Annotated in this window: 3 protein-coding genes; all 3 read right to left on the reverse strand. The window is 65.5% G+C overall.

The window, feature by feature from the left end:
- Nucleotides 1-185: 185 nt before the first annotated feature.
- Nucleotides 186-8,168 carry a non-ribosomal peptide synthetase gene (locus BWP39_RS02060; RefSeq protein WP_096716689.1) on the reverse strand — a complete coding sequence of 2,661 codons (7,983 nt, stop codon included), beginning with the start codon at nucleotides 8,166-8,168 and terminating at the stop codon, nucleotides 186-188.
- Between the two features lie 9 nt (nucleotides 8,169-8,177).
- Nucleotides 8,178-16,670 (reverse strand): non-ribosomal peptide synthetase, encoded by an 8,493-nt coding sequence (locus BWP39_RS02065; protein ID WP_096716690.1) that lies wholly within the window; start codon nucleotides 16,668-16,670, stop codon nucleotides 8,178-8,180.
- Nucleotides 16,663-19,265 (reverse strand): non-ribosomal peptide synthetase (locus tag BWP39_RS02070; protein WP_133116811.1); only part of this gene is annotated, 2,603 nt, incomplete at its 5' end. The genes BWP39_RS02065 and BWP39_RS02070, both read right to left, overlap by 8 nt.

The raw sequence follows: 19,265 nt of genomic DNA on the forward strand, positions 1-19,265 counted from the left end.
GGTTTTTCGACCTGTTTTTTCGCCTCGGAATGGTACCGAAACGCTATTCAAGATGCAAATAATAAACATTCTCATTACCGAAATCACCGATACCGCCCCAGCGCGTAAGGGCTTTCTTCCTTTATCAAGCGGGAAAACACGCCAACTAGCGGGAAAACGCGCGCCGCCGCGGGCGGCGCGCCGGTTCAGAGCTGGGCCATCAGGTCCAGCATCAGCGAGGCATCCGCTCCTTCGGGCGCGGCAGTCGCGCTATCCGCGGCAAGCGCTTGCGCCACCGCGTGCAACGACTGGTTGGTCATCAGCACGGCAAGCGGCGCATCGAGCGACAGCGTGCGGCGCAGCGCAGCCTGCACCTGCATCGCCGCCAGCGAATGGCCGCCGAGTTCGAAGAACGTGTCCTGACGGCCCACGGTCTCGACGCCCAGCACCGTCGCCCAGATCTGCGCCAGCGTGATTTCGAGGTCGCCTTGCGGCGCTGCGAACGCTTGCGCGCGATCGTCCTGCGCGGGCACGGGCAACGCATGACGGTCGAGCTTGCCGCCCGGACTCAGCGGCATCGCATCGAGCACCATGATCGTGGACGGCACCATATAGTCCGGCAGCGCCCCGGCGAGCCGTGCGCGCAATCCGGCGCCGTCGATGCGGCTACCGACACCACCGGACTTCGCCAGCGTGGCGTACGCGAGGACGCGCAGCCCCCCTGCTCCTTCGCGCGCGACCACCGCGGCCTCGCGCACCTCCGGCATGCCCAGCAGTTGCGCCTCGATCTCACCCAGTTCGATGCGAAAGCCGCGTACCTTCACCTGATGGTCGGCGCGGCCCAGATAGTCGAGCGTTCCCTGTTCGTTCCAGCGAACGATGTCGCCGGTCCGGTACAACCGGCCGCCCGGCTGTGCCGCGAACGGGTCGGCGATGAAGCGCTCGGCGGTGAGACCGGGACGACGGTGATAGCCGCGCGCCAGTAACGACCCGCCGATATGCAACTCGCCCGCGACACCGACCGGCACCGGATCGAGCCGTGCATCGAGCACGACGAGACGACGGCCCGCCAGGGGCGTGCCGAGCGAAATCTGCGCCGGTACGACCGCGTCTGGCAGCAGATAGGGCGCGCAGTCGAACGCCGTGGCCGTTACCGTCGCTTCGCTCGGGCCATACGTGTTGGCGAGATCGATATGAGCGAGCCCCGCGGCACGCCATGCCCGTACACCATCGGCCGGCATGGCTTCGCCGCCCGCGTGCACGCGGCGCAAGCTCGCGCAAGCCGAAGCGGCGCGTGGATTGACGGCAAAGTCCTGGGCGAGCGCGTTCCAGTAAGCGGTCGTGAGGTCGGCGACCGTGATCCGGCCGGTCTCGACTTCGTCCAGAAAGCGCTCGCTGCTCCACAGGTCGGGGCCGCGCAGGATCACCGCCGCGCCTGAGCACAACGACGGAAACACCTGCTCCACAAAGCCGTCGAAATTGAAGGTCGAAAACTGCAGGACACGATCGGCATTGCTCAAGCCGAACAGATCGATCGACACGCCCGTGTGCTGCGCGAGCGCTGCATGCGTAATGCCAACGCCCTTCGGACGCCCGGTCGAACCCGACGTGTAGATCAGGTAGGCAAGCTGCTCGCCGTGTACCGGCACTTGCGGATCGTGATCGGGTTGACCGTCGCCGCAGCGGGTGACGTCGAGTGTCGTGACGCCTTCGGGAGCACTCACACTCGCGGCTGCCGGCGCTGTCAATGCGAACTCGATGCCGCTGTCGGTGACCATCCACGCGATGCGCTCGGCCGGGTACGCCGGGTCGAGCGGGACATACGCGGCGCCCGCCTTGAGCACGGCGAGCAGCGCGACGATCATGTCGATCGAGCGCTCGATCGCCACACCCACCCGCGACTCCGCGCCGACGCCGTGCGCCTGCAACCGATGCGCGATGCGGTTGGCACGGCGGTTCAGCGTGTCGTAGTCGATCGACTCGCTGCCGAGCACGAGCGCTTCGGCGTCCGGACGCAAGCCCGCCTGTGCCGCGATGCGTCTATGCACCGGGGTGGGATCGAACGCGGCTCGCGCGGCATTGCCCCAGTTCTGCAACTGGGTCTGTTCACCGGCCGAGAGCATCGGCACATCGGCGAGCGAGCGGGCCGGATCTGCTGCAAACGCATCGAGCAGGTTCGACAGATGCGCGGCGATGCGCTCGATCTGCACGGTATCGAATACGTCGCGGGCATACGCGAAATCGATCTGCAAGGCACCCATACCCTGCGCCGGAGCGTCCGGCTGGGTGCGCTGCGCATGCGTTACCGACAACGTGAGCGGGTAATTCGTCTGTTCGCTAGCCTGCAGGTTGGAGAAGGTCAGCCCCTGAGGCGCCGCCGATTTCAGCACGTCGTCGACCGGATAATTTTCGAACACGACGATGCTGTCGAACAGCGGCTGCCCGCCTTCGAGCTGCGCCCAGCGCTGGATCTCGTAGAGCGGAACGTGCTCGTGCTCGCGCGCGGCCACACCCTGCTGCTGGATCTGTTCGAGCCAGTGCGCGACTGTCGTCGCCGGTTGCGGCTCGGCGACCACGGGAATCGTATTGATGAAAAGTCCAAGCGTGCGCTGGGCATCGGCGAGCGCTTCGGGCCGCCCCGCGACGGTCGCACCGAACGTGACGGCGCGCTGGCCGGTATAGCGTTGCAGCAGCAACAGCCACGCGGCCTGTACGAGCGTATTGAGCGTGACGCGCTGGGTCTTGGCAAAGCGGGTCCATTGCGCGGTGCGCCCGGCATCGAATGCTAGCGTCTCGTTGCCGAACCGGCCGTTCTTCGCGTCGACATCCTCTGCGTGAGGCGTCGGCAATGCAGCACCCAGCAGCGTCGGTCCATCGAGTCGTGCGACCTGGGTACGCCACCAGCTTTCGCTCGAAGCATCGCCAGCCGTGGCGCGGCTAGCAAGCCACGCGATGAAGTCCCGGTAGCGGCCGGGTCTGGCGTCGGATACCGCGTCGATTGTCGTGCCGTCGTAGCGCCGCAGCACCTCGGCCAGCAACTGCGCCATGCTCCAGCCATCGAGCAACGCATGATGGAACGTCCAGACAAAGTGATGACGGCGCTCTGCCGTGCGGATCAACGCGAGACGCCACAGCGCGGGCCGCTCGATATCGAAGCCGGCTGCGATGTCCGCGGAGGCAAACGTGTCGAGTGCTGCGGCAACGTCGTGCCTGTCTCGCCAGTCCTGCTCGACGAACGGCAGCGTCACGTGACGCGCGACCCACTGACGCGGTGCGTCGTCGAACTGCAGGAAGCCGGTGCGCAACACATCGTGGCGCGCGAGGACCGCTTCCCACGCGGTGCGAAACCGCGTGCAGTCCAGACCGTCGATGTCGATACGCAACTGGTTCACATAGGCACCCGGCTGTTCGCCGAGCAGGCTATGGAAGACGATCCCCGTTTGCATCGGCGCGAGCGGATAGAGATCCGCGACGCTCGATGCGCTGACCGGCAACGCGTCGAGCCGCGCCTGATCGATTGCGGCGAGCGGCACATCCGACGGCGTGATGCCGCTCGCACCGCTCGTGCAATGCTCGATTACCGCGAGCAGTTCCGTCTCCAGATCGCGCGCCAGTGTGTCGAGCGTCGCTGCGTCATAGCGGTCGCCACGACGATGCAGCAACGTCAGCGACAGTTCGCCATCCAGCACCTGACCCATGACTTCGAGTGGATGTGCGACGGCGGACTGTTCGTCCTGGGACGCGCCAGTGCGTCCCGATGCAAGCTGCCACTGTGCGTCGCCACTTAATGTGCCGTCCAGTTGCCCCAGATAGTTGAATACGACGTCGGCATTCGTCACGGCTGCAAGCGCCGCGCGCTGCTGCGAGGTGCCGAGATACTTGAGGATGCCGAAACCCATGCCGGAGTCGGGAACGGCGCGCAGATTCTCCTTGATACGTTTGAGCGCTGTCGGCAGGTCACCCGTCGGTTGCAGGCTCACCGGATACAACGTCGTGAACCACCCCACGGTGTGGCTCAGATCGGCATCGCCGAACTGCGGGTCGCGGCCATGGCCTTCGAGGTCGATCCGCAGTGCGTCGTGGCCTGCAAAACGGCATAACACTCGCCCGAGTGCGACCAGCAGCAGATCGTTGATCTGCGTGCGGTACGCAGCAGGCGCCTCCTGCAACAAGCGGCGCGTGGCATGCTGGTCGAGCCGCAATGTCGCGCTCACCGGCTTAAGCGTGGGTTCGCTGCGCGGCGTGGACGGCAACGAGGCGGGAACTGAGGCCAGCGCCTGCCAGTAGTCGAGTTGTGTCGCGAGTCGCGGCGTCTGTGCCGCGGCATGCAATTGACGGGCGAACGCCTGATAGGAAGTCGTACGCGGCGGCAACGCGATGGGGTTGCCTTCGGCAAGCTGTGCACAGGCCAGTTGCAGATCGCCGAGCAGCACGCGCCACGACACGGCATCGACGGCCAGGTGATGAATCACCATGAACAGACGCCAGCTGCCGTCGTCGAGTGCGAATGCTGTTGCGCGAACTAGCGGGCCGTTGGTCAGATTCAGACTGCGTTGCGCATCGTCGCAGTACGCTTCGATATCTTCCGCGCGTACGCCGTTTTCGACGTGCAGCAGTGGCGCAGGTTCGGCGTGGGCATAGCGTTGCACCCATGCCGCGCTGCCGTCATGCGATGGCTCATTCGGTTCGAAACGCAGACGCAAACAGTCGTGGTGCGCGACGAGAGCCTGCAACGCCTGCTCGAGATGAACGAGATCCGGCGCGGTCGACGAACCCAGCAACACCGACTGGTTCCAGTGATGCCGCTGCGGCATCTGCTGGGCGAAGAACCATGACTGGATTGGGAGAAGCGGCACGATCCCGTCGAGTTCGACGCGTGTGCTGGCTGCCATGTTGTCGTGGGTGTTGGCGTCGGCCTTGATGGCGCAGGCAGCGAGTTGCGCAATCGTCTGTTGCTCGAATACCTGGCGCGCACTCAGTACGAGACCCGCTTGACGCGCTCGCGCGACGATCTGCAAACCGAGGATTGAATCGCCACCGAGGTCGAAGAAATTGTCATGCCGTCCGATGTGCGCGACGTTCAGCAGCTGCGACCAGATTGCGGCCAGTTGCGTTTCTGTTTCGCCCTGTGGCGCTTCCTTTTCGCTGTCGTCGATGCCTGCTGCCTGTGGTAGCGGCAATGCGCGCCGCTCTACCTTGCCGTTCACGCCTAGCGGTAGCGTCTCCAGCACCACGATCCGCCACGGCACCATGTAGTCCGGCACCGCGCGTGCGAGCTGCGATTTCAGTTCTGCTACGTCCAGGGCTTCAGTTGCCGCGTCAGTTGTGGTTACCGGCGTCACATACGCGACCAGTCGCCCTTCGTGCGCAATCACCACCGCCTCACGCACGCCGTCCAGTTCCACGAGCCGCGCTTCAAGCTCACCCAGTTCAATCCGGAAGCCCCGGATCTTCACCTGATGATCCAGCCGACCCAGGTAGTCCAGTACGCCGTCCGCACGCCAGCGCACCAGGTCCCCCGTGCGGTACAGCCGCGCACCCCGACCTTCGAGGTCGAACGGGTCCGGTACGAAACGCTCCGCGGTCAGCCCGGGGCGCCCCAGATAACCACGCGCAAGCCCCACGCCCCCCAGGTACAGTTCGCCCGCCACCCCGCGCGGCACCGGCTGCATGTGTGCATCGAGCACCCACGTCTGCGTCGCCGCAATCGGCGCTCCGATCGGCACCGCCAGTCCGCCCTCTGCACGGCACTGCCACGACGTCACATCGATTGCCGCTTCGGTCGGTCCGTACAGGTTGTGCAGTTCCACTTCCGGCAGCACCTCGAACACCCGTGTCTGCAACTCGGCCGGCAGCGCTTCACCACTGCACACGATGCGCCTGAGCACCCCCGTGCAACGTGTGGCATGGCCACTCGCGACGAACGCCTGCAGCATCGACGGCACGAAGTGCAGCGTGCTCACCCGGTGCGCGACGATCGCCGCGGCCAGTTGCGCGGGATCGCGATGCGCGCCCGGTGCGGCCACGGCCAGACGTGCGCCCACCATCAGCGGCCAGAAGAATTCCCAGACCGACACGTCGAAGCTGAACGGGGTCTTCTGCAGCACCGTTTCGCCGCGTTGCAGGCCGTAGGCCTGCTGCATCCATTCGAGCCGGTTGTACAGTGCGTCGTGACGGTTGCCCACGCCCTTCGGACGACCCGTCGAGCCCGACGTATAGATCACGTATGCGAGGTTCGCGCCGTGTAGTGGCACCCCCGGATTGCTGTCGGTGTAACCCGTCACGTCCAGTGTGTCCAGGTCGATCCGGCGCACGCCTTCTACTTCCGGTAACACAATGCCGCGCTGGCACAGCAGCAGACCCAGGCCGCTATCGGCCTGCATGTACGCGAGGCGGTCGGCCGGGTACGACGGGTCCAGCGGCACATACGCCGCGCCCGCCTTCATGATCGCCAGCAGCGCGACGACCAGTTCCACCGAGCGCTCCGCGGCGACGCCCACCTTCGCCTCGACACCGATGCCCTGCTGCATCAGCCAGTGCGCGAGACGGTTCGCCCGTGCGTTCAGCTCGCCATAGCTCAACGATGTCTCGCCGTATACCAGCGCTTCATCGTCGGGGTGTGCGTGTGCACGACGTTCGAACAGGCGGTGTACCGGCTGCCCGTATTCATATCGTTGCGGGTTGCGGCTCCAGCGGTCCAGTTCGTCGCGCTCGTCCTCGCCCGGCAGTACGATTGCATCCAGCGGTGTTCCGGTGTCTGTACCGGTGAACGCCTCCAGCAGCCGCTCATAGTGCTGCGCCATACGCCCGATGGTCTGCGCTCCGAACAGCTCGCGTGCGTAGGTGAATTCCACCGACAGCGTGCCGTCCGCTTCCTCGCGCGTATCCAGCAGCAGCTCGAACTGCGCCATTGGATTCGCCAGCCGGTACGGCTCGATCGTCATCCCCGGCAGTTGCTGCAGCACCCGCCAGTCGCGGCGCTGGTGGTTGAACATCACCTGGAACAGTGGGCTGTGGCTCAGGCTGCGCTGCACGTGCAGCGCATCGACCAGCACGTCGAACGGCAGGTCCTGGTGTGACTGCGCACCGAGGGTCGCTTCGCGTACCTGGGCCAGCAGACCGGACGCGTGTGTCGATGCATCCAGCCGGCTTGCCAGCACCTGCGTGTTCACGAAGAAGCCAATCAGCCCTTCGGTCTCGACCCGGTGACGGTTTGCCACCGGTACGCCCGTGCGCACTTCTGCCTGTCCGGTGTAGCGGTACAGCAATGCATGAAATGCGGCCAGCAGCACCGTGAACGGTGTCGCCGAGTTGCGCTGTGCCTGTGCACGCACTGCATCGGCGAGTGCTGCCGGCAGTGTGAAGCCATGACGTGCAGCGTGGAACGAGGCGTGGGCCGGGCGCGGCGCATCGGTGGGCAGGGCCAGCACCGGGTGTTCGTCGCCGAGCATGCTGCGCCAGTACGTCAGTTGCCGTTCGCGCTCGCCTGCATCGAGCCACTCGCGCTGCCATGTCGCGTAGTCGGTGTACTGCACCGGCAGCGGCGCGAGCGTCAGCGGCTCGCCCAGCACCGCGGCGCGGTAGTGCGCTACCAGTTCATCGAGCAGCACCTGCACCGACCAGCCGTCCGAGACGATGTGATGCATCGACAGCACCAGCAGGTGTTCCTGTTCGGTCACACCATTCACACCGTTCACGCTGAACAGCGCCACGCGCAGCAGCGGGCCGTGGGGCAGATCGAACGGTTCGCTGGCCAGTGCGCGGGCTGCGTCGTCCAGTGCCTCTTCTGCCAGCGATGCTTCGCGCCAGTCCAGTTCCACAGCCGGTTCGATACGCTGTTCGACACGGCCTGCATCGTCGGCGACGAAGCGCGTGCGCAGTACCTCATGGCGCGCGACGATCGCCTCGAAGCTCGTGCGCAGCGCCGCTGCGTTCACTTCGCCCCGTAACCGCAGACCGCCTGCCACGTGATACGCACTGCTCTCCTGTGACAGCTGCCACAGGAACCATTGACGCTGCTGCGCGTAAGAGACCGGCAGCAACTGCCCCGCCGATCGGGTTCGCGACAAGATCGGCAACTGCGCCGGCGTCACGCCCTGCTCGACCATCTTTTGCCAGAACAACTGCCGCTTTTCCGGCGTCAGTTCGATGAAGCGCTCTGCAACGCGCTGTGCCTTGTCTTTTTCCATGAGTCTTGCTTATAGGGTGTCGAGGAAGGCATCGAGTTCGTCCAATGCCTGCTCGCCTGGGGTTGCATCGCGAGCGCGATCGATCAATACCGCCAGCGCCTCGATCGTCGGGGCTTCGAAAAGCGCGGCCAACGGTAAGGTCGCGTTCAGTTCGAGACCGATGCGGGCGTTCAGACGCACCGCCATCAACGAGTTACCACCGAGGTCGAAGAAGTTGTCGTGTCGGCCGATGTGCTCGACGTTCAGCAGCTGCGACCAGATTGCGGCCAGTTGCGTTTCTGTTTCGCCCTGTGGTGCTTCCTTCGTGCTGTCGTCGGTGGCTGCTGCCTGTGGTAGCGGCAATGCGCGCCGCTCCACCTTGCCGTTCACGCCGAGCGGCAGCGTCTCCAGTGCCACGATCCGCCACGGCACCATGTAGTCCGGCACCGCGCGTGCGAGCTGCGATTTCAGTTCTGCTACGTCCAGGGCTTCAGTTGCCGCGTCAGTTGTGGTCACCGGCGTCACATACGCTACCAGCCGCCCTTCGTGCGCAATCACCACCGCCTCACGCACGCCATCCAGTTCCACGAGCCGCGCTTCAAGCTCACCCAGTTCAATCCGGAAGCCCCGGATCTTCACCTGATGATCCAGCCGACCCAGGTAGTCCAGTACGCCGTCCGCACGCCAGCGCACCAGGTCCCCCGTGCGGTACAGCCGCGCACCCCGACCTTCGAGGTCGAACGGGTCCGGTACGAAACGCTCCGCGGTCAGCCCGGGGCGCCCCAGATAACCACGCGCAAGCCCCACGCCCCCCAGGTACAGTTCACCCGCCACCCCGCGCGGCACCGGCTGCATGTGCGCATCGAGCACCCACGTCTGCGTCGCCGCAATCGGCGTACCGATCGGCACCGCCAGCCCGCCCTCTGCACGACACTGCCACGACGTCACATCGATCGCCGCTTCGGTCGGTCCGTACAGGTTGTGCAGCTCCACCTCCGGCAGCACCTCGAACACCCGTGTCTGCAACTCGGCCGGCAGTGCCTCGCCACTGCACACGATGCGTCTGAGCACGCCCGTGCAGCGCGACGCATGGCCACTCGCGACGAACGCCTGTAGCATCGACGGCACGAAGTGCAGCGTGCTCACCCGGTGCGTGACGATCGCCGCGGCCAGTTGCGCCGGATCGCGATGCGCGCCCGGTGCGGCCACGGCCAGACGTGCGCCCACCATCAGCGGCCAGAAGAATTCCCAGACCGACACGTCGAAGCTGAACGGGGTCTTCTGCAGCACCGTTTCGCCGCGTTGCAGGCCGTAGGCCTGCTGCATCCATTCGAGCCGGTTGTACAGCGCATCGTGACGGTTGCCCACGCCCTTCGGACGTCCCGTCGAGCCCGACGTGTAGATCACATACGCGAGGTTCGCGCCGTGCAACGGCACCGCCGGATTGCTGTTGGCGCAGCCTGTCACGTCCAGTGTGTCCAGGTCGATCCGGCGCACGCCTTCTACTTCCGGTAACACAATGCCGCGCTGGCACAGCAGCAGACCCAGGCCGCTATCGGCCTGCATGTACGCGAGGCGGTCGGCCGGGTACGACGGGTCCAGCGGCACATACGCCGCGCCCGCCTTCATGATCGCCAGCAGCGCGACGACCAGTTCCACCGAGCGCTCCGCGGCGACGCCCACCTTCGCCTCGACACCGATGCCCTGCTGCATCAGCCAGTGCGCGAGACGGTTCGCCTGTGCGTTCAGTTCGCCATAGCTCAACGATGTCTCGCCGTACACCAGCGCTTCATCGTCGGGGTGTGCGTGTGCATGACGCTCGAACAGGCGGTGCACCGGCTGTGTGTACCTGTACTGTTGCGGGTTGCGGCTCCAGCGGTCCAGTTCGTCGCGTTCGTCCTCGCCCGGCAGCACGATTGCATCCAGCGGTGTGACGCTCCCCTCACCGGTGAACGCCTCCAGCAGCCGCTCATAGTGCTGCGCCATACGCCCGATGGTCTGTGCCCCGAACAGTTCGCGTGCGTAGGTGAATTCCACCGACAGCGTGCCGTCCGCTTCCTCGCGCGTATCCAGCAGCAGCTCGAACTGCGCCATTGGATTGGCCAGCCGGTACGGCTCGATCGTCATCCCCGGCAGTTGCTGCAGCACCCGCCAGTCGCGACGCTGGTGATTGAACATCACCTGGAACAGCGGACTGTGGCTCAGGCTGCGCTGCACGTGCAGCGCATCGACCAGCACGTCGAACGGCAGGTCCTGGTGCGACTGCGCACCCAGGGTCGCCTCGCGTACCTGGGTCAGTAGACCCGACGCGTTTGTCGACGCATCGAGCCGGCTGGCCAGCACCTGCGTGTTCACGAAGAAGCCGATCAGCCCTTCGGTCTCGACCCGGTGACGGTTTGCCACCGGCACGCCCGTGCGTACTTCTGCCTGTCCGGTGTAGCGGTACAGCAATGCATGAAATGCGGCCAGCAGCACCGTGAACGGTGTCGCCGAGTTGCGCTGTGCCTGTGCACGCACTGCATCGGCGAGTGCTGCCGGCAGTGTGAAGCCATGACGTGCAGCGTGGAACGAGGCGTGGGCCGGGCGCGGCGCATCGGTGGGCAGGGCCAGCACCGGGTGTTCGTCGCCGAGCATGCTGCGCCAGTACGTCAGTTGCCGCTCGCGCTCGCCTGCGTCGAGCCACTCACGCTGCCATGTCGCGTAGTCGGTGTACTGCACCGGCAGCGGCGCGAGCGTCAGCGGCTCGCCCAGCACCGCGGCGCGGTAGTGCGCTACCAGTTCATCGAGTAGCACCTGCACCGACCAGCCGTCCGAGACGATGTGGTGCATCGACAGCACCAGCAGGTGTTCCTGCGCGTTCACACCATTCACACCGTTCACGCTGAACAGCGCCACGCGCAGCAGCGGGCCGTGGGTCAGATCGAACGGTTCGCTGGCCAGTGTGCGGGCTGCCTCGTCCAGTGCACCCTCTGCCAGCGATGCCTCGCGCCAGTCCAGTTCCACAGCCGGTTCGATGTGCTGTTCGACACGGCCTGCATCGTCGGCGACGAAGCGTGTGCGCAGTACCTCATGGCGCGCGACGATCGCCTCGAAGCTCGTACGCAGTGCCGCTGCGTTGACTTCTCCCCGTAACCGCAGGCCACCTGCCACGTGATACGCGCTACTCTCCGGTGACAGTTGCCACAGGAACCACTGACGTTGCTGCGCGTAAGACGCTTCAGTGCACATGCGCGCGTTGTCAGGCAGCCGTCGAATCGTCGCTTCCGCCGGTGCAGCAGATGCGTCCGCACGCCTGTCGCCAGGCAACGCGCTCGCCGCGATTTCCGCCAGTGTGCGACGCTCGAACAGTTGCTTCGGTGTCACCTTCAGACCGGCCTTCTTCGCCTTCGCCACCACCTTCAACCCGAGGATCGAATCGCCACCCGCTTCGAAGAAATTCATCTCACGACCGAGCGTTGCCGCATCGACGCCGAGTACACCGGCCCAGATCTGCGCCAGCGCACTCTCCGCTGCGCCACGAGGCGCGTCGATGCTGCCCGGATTCACGCGATAAGCCGTCGCTTCGGATAACTGTGCCAGCAATGCAGCGCGATCGAGCTTACCGTTCGCATTGAGCGGTAATTCGCGCAACACAAGCAGGTCGGCCGGCACCATGTAATCCGGCAGGCGCTGCGCGAGATCCGTCAGCACCGCGGCGCTATCGCACTCGCCGGTGACGAACGCGGCAAGGCGCTTGCCCGCTGCCGCATCGTGTGCAAGCACCGCGGCTGCGCGCACACCCTCGATGCCGAGCAGCACACGCTCGATCTCAGCAGGCTCGACGCGATAGCCGCGCACTTTCACCTGATCGTCGCTGCGGCCGAGGTAGCGGAGCGTACCGTCCGCATCGAGTTGCGCGAGATCGCCCGAGCGATAGACGCGCGCGCCCGGCACGAACGGATCGGGAACAAAACGTTCGGCAGTGAGCTGCGCCCGGCCGTAATAACCGCGCGCAACACCCGGTCCACCCAGATACAGTTCGCCAGCCGTGCCCACCGGCACGCGGTTCATCCGCTCATCGAGCACATAGAGGCGCGCATTGGGTAACGGCATGCCGAGCGGCAGTCCTTCACCCGGACGCTCGCCGCTAGCACGCGCATGCATCGCGACGCCGATCGTCGTTTCGGTCGGCCCGTAGTGATTGAAAATCCGGCATGCCGGTTTGAGCGCTTCGATACGCTCGAGCAGCGCAGCCGGTGTCGCCTCACCACCGAGTATCAGCGCCTGCGCCGGCAGCACGTCCTCTGCGCGGGCCGCCGACAGCAGCGCCGCGAGATGGCTCGGGACGATCTTCAGCACATCCACGCGATGTTGCGCCATGTACTGTGCAAACAGATCCGGCGTGAACGCGAGTTCCGGCGCGAGCAGATGCAGCGTGCGACCCGAGCACAGCGCGCCGAACAACACCGTGTGCCCAAGGTCGGCCGCCGGCGTCGACACCATGGCGAACGACGCGTCTGCGCCAGGCACCGCTGCGCCCAGCGTTTCGAGCAAGCCCTGGACGTAGTCCGCGAGCGCACGCTGGCTGATCACGACGCCTTTGGGTGTGCCTGTCGAGCCGGATGTGTAGATCAGATACGCCGCACGCTCGCCATGCGGTGTGCGACGCACTACGTCACGTACGGCGTCGACGGCGGGAGCAAACACAAGTGGCAATGTGGTCGAGACGGCACCGGCAGTCGCCAGTTCCGCGGGACACGTGTTGGCATGCAGAATCGCAACCGCACCGCAGTCGGCGAGTTGCGCGGCAATCCGCGCGGCAGGCATCTGCGGATCGAGCGGCACCCAGGTGGCGCCTGCCTTGAACGCGGCCAGCATGCCAAGCACCTGTTCGGCCGACCGTCCCGCATAAACGCCGATACGCGCCTCGTCGGTCACGCCAGCCGCACGCAACTGGCACGCCAGTGCATCGGCGGCTGCGTCGAGTTCGGCGAAGCTCACTGTACGCTCGCGATCGTGCAACGCAATCTTGCCCGGCGCGCGTGCGACGCTGTCATTCCATAGCGTTAGCACATCGCCGGCGGGATAAGGACGCGACGTTCCCTGCTCTGCGCGTGAAACCGGTGTGTTGGGCAATTGCGCAAGTTCGGTGTCGGGTGCATCGACGAGCGCTGCTGCCAGCGCTTCGAACAGGTTCGCAAAGCGGTTCGCGAAATCGACGTTGAATACCGCGTCGTCATAGGCGAGAAGGCATTCGATGCCTGCCTTGTCCGTTGCGTTATCTGTTGCGTTGTCCGTGAAATCGAGGGCGAGGTCGAAGTGCGGCGTCTCGTTCAACAGCACGGTCAATTGCGTATCGAGTGGCGCAAACGCATCGCGCAGGAACGGCCGCTGCTCGGTCAGCTTGACCTGGAAAAGCGCTTCATCGCCACGCGCGCGGTTAGGGAGTAATGCACTGACGAGACGATCGAACGGTACATCCTGATGCTCATGCGCCGCGAGCACCACTTCGCGCGCCATGTCGACGAGCGTATGCAGACTATCGTGCACATCGACCTGCATGCGTAGTACCTGCATGCTGATGCAATAGCCGACCATCGATTGCGTCTCGGCATGCCGGCGGCTCGATAGCGGCGCGCCGACGCGGATATCGTGCTTGCCGCTCAGACGGTGCAAAGCAACATTGAAGACTGCCAGCATCGTCATGAAGAGCGAGGCATTGCGCTGCTCGCCGAAACGCTTGAGCCTCGTTGCGGTGTGTTCCGGCAATCTGAAAACCAGGCTGTGCTGCCGGCCAGTACGGTCTGCGTGCGCGGTAGCGGGCCGCTCGAACAGTCTCGCCGCGGTGGCAGCATCGCCGTCGGTGGCAAGTTGCGTGCGCCAGTACGCAAGCTGACGCGTGAGCGTTGCGTCGTCGAGTGTCGTGTGTTCCCACGCGGCGAAATCCGCGTATTGAAGCGGCGATGAGTGGGCGCCGACGATCTCCGTAGCACCATCGATCTGCGCACGATAGGCCGCCGCCAGCGACGCCAGCAGCAGATTCACCGACCAGCCATCGGCGACGATGTGATGCACCGCAATCAGCAAACGATGATCGTCCGGTGCGAGGCGAACCAGATGCGCACGCAGCAGCGGGCCGTGTTCGAGATCGAACGGTTGATGCGCGATCTGTTCGGTCAACTGGCGTAGCGCGTTCAGTGCTGCATCGGATGAATTCACGCGATCGTCAGCGATATCGGTGAACGACAATGCCGGCCGCACACTTTCGTCGATGATCTGCAGCGGCACGCCGTCGTCATCGAGTTCGAAACGCGCGCGCAGAATCTCGTGCTCGTCGAAGAGTCTGCCGAATGCACGCTGCAACGCTGCGGATTGCAACGGTCCGTCGATGCGTAGTTCGCCGCTCATGTTGTAGGCGGCGCTCGCTGGCTCGCTCGCCCACGTGAGCCAGAGCGAGCGTTGTGCGTTCGATGCGCGCGCAACACGGCGCTGCGCATCGGGTAGTCGGGCGATCTGCAGCGGCGCCGTCGAGTCACCTTGTTGACGCAACGTTTCGATCGCTGCCGCAGCGTCCTTGAGTACCGGCGCGCGGAAGACATCGCGCACCGCATAGCCGATCTGCCAGCGCGCCGCTACCGCAGCGGTCACCTGAACCGCGGCCAGTGAATTACCCCCCAGCGCGAAAAAGCTGTCGTCGCGCGTGGTCGGTGCGGCACGCAATGCATCGCGCCAGATCGAGGCAAGTTCCGCTTCGATACCGGGCCGCGGTGCCTGCGCCGCGGCGGCATCCGTCGATGCCGCATCGAGACGCCGCCCGTGCAGGAAGTACGTGTACGCATCGAGCGAGCGCGTATTCCAGCCTTGCACGCAGGCCGCTCGCTGCACCTTGCCGCTCGATGTCCTCGGCAAGCCGCCCGGATTGAGCAGCACGACTGCTGCCGCGGGCTCGCCACATGCCAGCGCGATCGCTTCGGTCAGCACGCCGGCGATCGCGTCGGCGGAGGCCAGTTTCTGCATGTTGCGCGACACCTCGGCCGCTATACCGATGCCCTCCACGCCATCGATCTGCACCGCGAATGCCGCCACCCGGCCGCGTCGCACGAGTTCCACTTCACGTTCGATCGTCAGCTCGAGATCCTGCGGATACAGGTTGCGTCCGCGTACGATCAGCAGGTCTTTCAGGCGGCCGGCTACATAGAGATTGCCGTCGTGAAGAAAACCGAGATCACCGGTGCGCAGCCAACGCTCGCCAGCGCGTTCGATGAAGGTTCGCGCGGTATCGTCCGCACGATTCCAGTAGCCAGCGGCCACGCTCGGGCCGCAGACCAGAATCTCGCCTAATGCGCCCGCTTCGAGCGGTGCACCGCTTTGCCTGTCGACGATCTGCACAACGTGGTCACTCACCACCGTACCGCACGAGACGAGTGCGACGCCGGATGCCGTTGCATCGATTGCATCGGTTAGCAATGCGCGTCCTGCTGCCAGACCATGCTCCGCGAACGAAGGCGCGAGCACGCCCGCGCCTCGTACCACGCCGGTCACGAACAGCGTCGCCTCGGCCAGGCCATAACACGGATAAAGCGCACTGGCATCGAAGCCACTCGCGGCGAAACGCTCGACGAAAGCATCGAGCGTCGCCTTGCGCACCGGTTCGGAACCCGAGAACGCGACCCGCCACGTCGATAGATCGAGTGCCGCGCGCTGTTCGTCGTTGACCCGGTCCGCGCACAGGCGGTACGAGAAATCCGGACCGCCCGAAATCGTCCCGCGATGTCGCGCGATCGCTTCGAGCCAGCGAACCGGACGCTCCAGAAAATATTGCGGCGACATCAGCACGAGCGGAATGCCGCTGAACACCGGTTGCGACATCGAACCAATCAGCCCCATGTCGTGATAGAGCGGCAACCAGCTGACGAACACATCGTCGTCGCCTACACCGAGGCCTTGCTTGATCGCGATCTCGTTGGCCCACAGACTGCCGTGCGTCACCATCACGCCTTTGGGCGTCGAGGTGGAGCCCGACGTGTATTGCAGGAAAGCGACGTCGGGCGGTGCGGCGCGATGGGGGACGAAGGCGTCGGAGGCATCGGTGGTGGCTTGCTGCGACGTAGTGGATTCATCGAGCGCGTCGACGGCAATCACCGTCGCATGCGGTGCGATCGCGGCGAACGCTTCGCCATAGCGTTCGGCAAGCGCCTGCGTGGTCAGCACGAAGCGCGCGTCGGCGTCCGCGGCGATGGCCTGCAGGCGCGCAAGATGCTGGGCGCGCTGCGATTCGGGCGGATACGCGGGCACCGCGATCACGTTCGCATACAGGCAGCCGAAGAACGCGCTCACGTAGTCCACGCCGCTATCCATCAACAGCAAGGCACGTTCGCCATTTGCACCGCGGCGTTGCAGGAACGCGGCGAGCGCGGCCGCGCGACGGTCGAGCGCCGCGTAGTCGTAGCGCGTGTCGCCTTGCGCGTCGACGACGACGAGCGCGGTGTCCGTGGCGCGCGACGCTGCCAGCGCGCGCAGCCGTTCAATCATGTTGTCAGCCATTTACTGATCCTGTGAAAACTGCTGCATCGTTGTGCCGGTCCGCGAGTCGCGCGGCCAGGCTGTCGAACAGCATCGGATGCTGGACGATGCCCGGGTGATCGGTATCGATCACGCCCGCCAGCACCGTTTCGCCACTACTGCAGGCGCGCCAGCGCGCGGTTTTTTCTTCGAGGACGCGGGGGTCGATGCGTGGCGCGTCATGCACTGCGTCGACGTTGCGGCCGGCCCACCAGATCGTCAGCGGTGCCTTCACCTGACGGGTGCGCCAGTTCGCGGTCAGCGCCTTCAATTGCTCGATCGCGAGCAGGACGTTGCCGAGCGTCGTCGGGTCGTCGGCGGTGTCGCCGAGCAGCGTGCGCCAGTGCTGGCGCTCCGCGTCGGCATCGGTCCAGAAGGCAGCGACCTCTTCACTCGTCACGGTGCGTCTGTGGGCCAGAAGTTCGGCGGCGCGCGTTGCATCGTGACGCACGTTGTCCTGCATACCCGCATCGATCAGACCGACGAACTCGACTGTCTCGCCTGCTGCTTCGAGTTGTGCAACGACTTCGAGTGCGAGCAGCCCGCCGAGCGACCAGCCGATCAGGCGATAGGGACCCTGCGGCTGCACTTCGCGTACCCGCGCGGCGTAATCGCTGGCGAGTGCATCGAGATCGCGGGCCCACCACTGCGGGTCGCTGTAGAGCGGCGACTGCACGCCATACACGGTCGCAATGCCATCGAGTTGCCGCGCGAGCGTGCGGTATTCGGCGATCAGGCCGTAGGCCGGATGCAGCGCAAATACGGTTGTTGGCGCGTTCGGCGCGTTCATCGGCACGATGTTCGACGAGAGACGCTCTGCCCATGTATCGATATGCGCAGCGAGGTCGCTGAGCCGGGGCCTCGCGAACAGCGTTTCGATGCCGAAGCCGCGCAGAGCAGCCTCTCGTGCGAGCCGCGCCACTTGCAGCGTGCGCAGCGAGTCGCCGCCGAGTGCAAAGAAGTCGTCATGTGCAGAGACACGCTGCACACCGAGCACCTGCTGCCAGATTGCGGCAAGCGTGCGTTCGGTCGGTGTGTGCGGTTCGACGTGATGTGCCGTGTCGCTACCGGCATCAGGCAGCGGCAATGCGTTGCGGTCCAGCTTGCCGTTGTGCGTGAGCGGCAACGCGGCAAGCGTCACGATGCGCTGCGGCACCATGTACGACGGCAGTGACTGTGCCATCTGGGCGCGCAGCGGTGCTTCCCCTATCGCCGTGTCTTCCGGGTTCAGCGGTACCACATACCCCACCAGCAGTGTCTGCCCCGCAACCGTCCTCAGCGCCACAGCTGCATCGCGCACCTGCGCGCTGCGACCCAGTACCGCCTCGATCTCGCCCAGCTCGATCCGGAAGCCGTGCAGCTTCACCTGCTGGTCGGCCCGTCCCACGTACACCAGACGTCCCGCTCCATCGAAGCGGCACAGGTCACCGGTCCGGTACAGCCGCCCACCCCTGCCACTCGCATCGAACGGGTCCGGCACGAAGCGCTCCGCGCTCAGTGCCGCCCGCCCGCGATAGCCGCGCGCGAGGTTCGTGCCGCCGATGCACAGCTCCCCGATCCCGCCATGCGGCACCGCTGCGCCGCTGCGATCGATCAGCCGCAGCGGGGTGCCCTCGATCGCCTCGCCCAGTTCGACTGACATCCCCGTGCCGCGGGCGACGTCTTCCGGATCGCATACGCTCGACCAGATCGTTGTCTCGGTCGGACCGTACATGTTCCACAGTGCGACGCCGCGCGCCTGCAGTCGCAGTGCCAGTTCCCGCGGCAAGGCTTCGCCTCCGCACAGGCCCTTCAGTGGCCGGCCTTCGGCCTGTCCCTGCCAGCCGCCTTCGAGCAGCACCTTCCAGCCCATCGGCGTAGCCTGCAGGATCGTCGCACCGCTCTGCTCCAGCAGCGTCGCGAAACGCTCGCCGTCGACCACGTCTTCGCGGGCGGCCAGTTCGATGCGGGCACCGGCGATCAGCGGCAGATAGAGTTCCAGTGCCGCGATGTCGAACGACAGCGTCGTTACGCTTAACCACACGTCGTCTTCGTTGATTCCGGGTCGCCCCTTCATGCTGGCGAGGAAACGGTCCAGTGCTTCGTGCGGGACTCCCACGCCCTTCGGGCGTCCTGTCGAGCCCGATGTGTAGATTACGTAGGCCAGTTGTGCGGGATGGATGGATACTGCTTCGTGCTTCGTTGCTTCGTTCCCTGTTGCTTCACCCTGCGCGTCGGCCAGATCCAGCATCACGCGCTCACAGCCGTCCAGCACCTCGCCGAGTTGCGCGACACACGCCGCGTCAGTGACAACGCACCCGGCCTGCGCATCGTCGAGCATGTACGCGAGCCGCTCCGCCGGGAACGCCGGGTCCAGCGGCAGGTACGCCGCGCCCGCCTTCATCACCCCCAGCAACGCCGCCACCATCCCCACCGAGCGGTTCACGCACACACCCACGCACTGCTCCGCACCCACACCGCGCGCCTGCAGTTCTCCGGCAATGTGATCCGACCAGCGATCGAGCTGCGCGTAACTGAGCGTCTGCTGTCCGCAGCGGATCGCCATCGCCTGCGGTGTCTGCACGGCCTGCTGTGCGA

It is taken from the genome of Paraburkholderia acidicola, from assembly GCF_002362315.1.
In the GTDB taxonomy this organism is placed as follows: domain Bacteria; phylum Pseudomonadota; class Gammaproteobacteria; order Burkholderiales; family Burkholderiaceae; genus Paraburkholderia; species Paraburkholderia acidicola.

What these genes read in the sequence shown, in the direction of transcription:
- BWP39_RS02060 (WP_096716689.1), bottom strand. Translation starts at nt 8,168, where the DNA reads ATGGAAAAAGACAAGGCACAGCGCGTTGCAGAGCGCTTCATCGAACTG.
- BWP39_RS02065 (WP_096716690.1), bottom strand. Translation starts at nt 16,670, where the DNA reads ATGGCTGACAACATGATTGAACGGCTGCGCGCGCTGGCAGCGTCGCGC.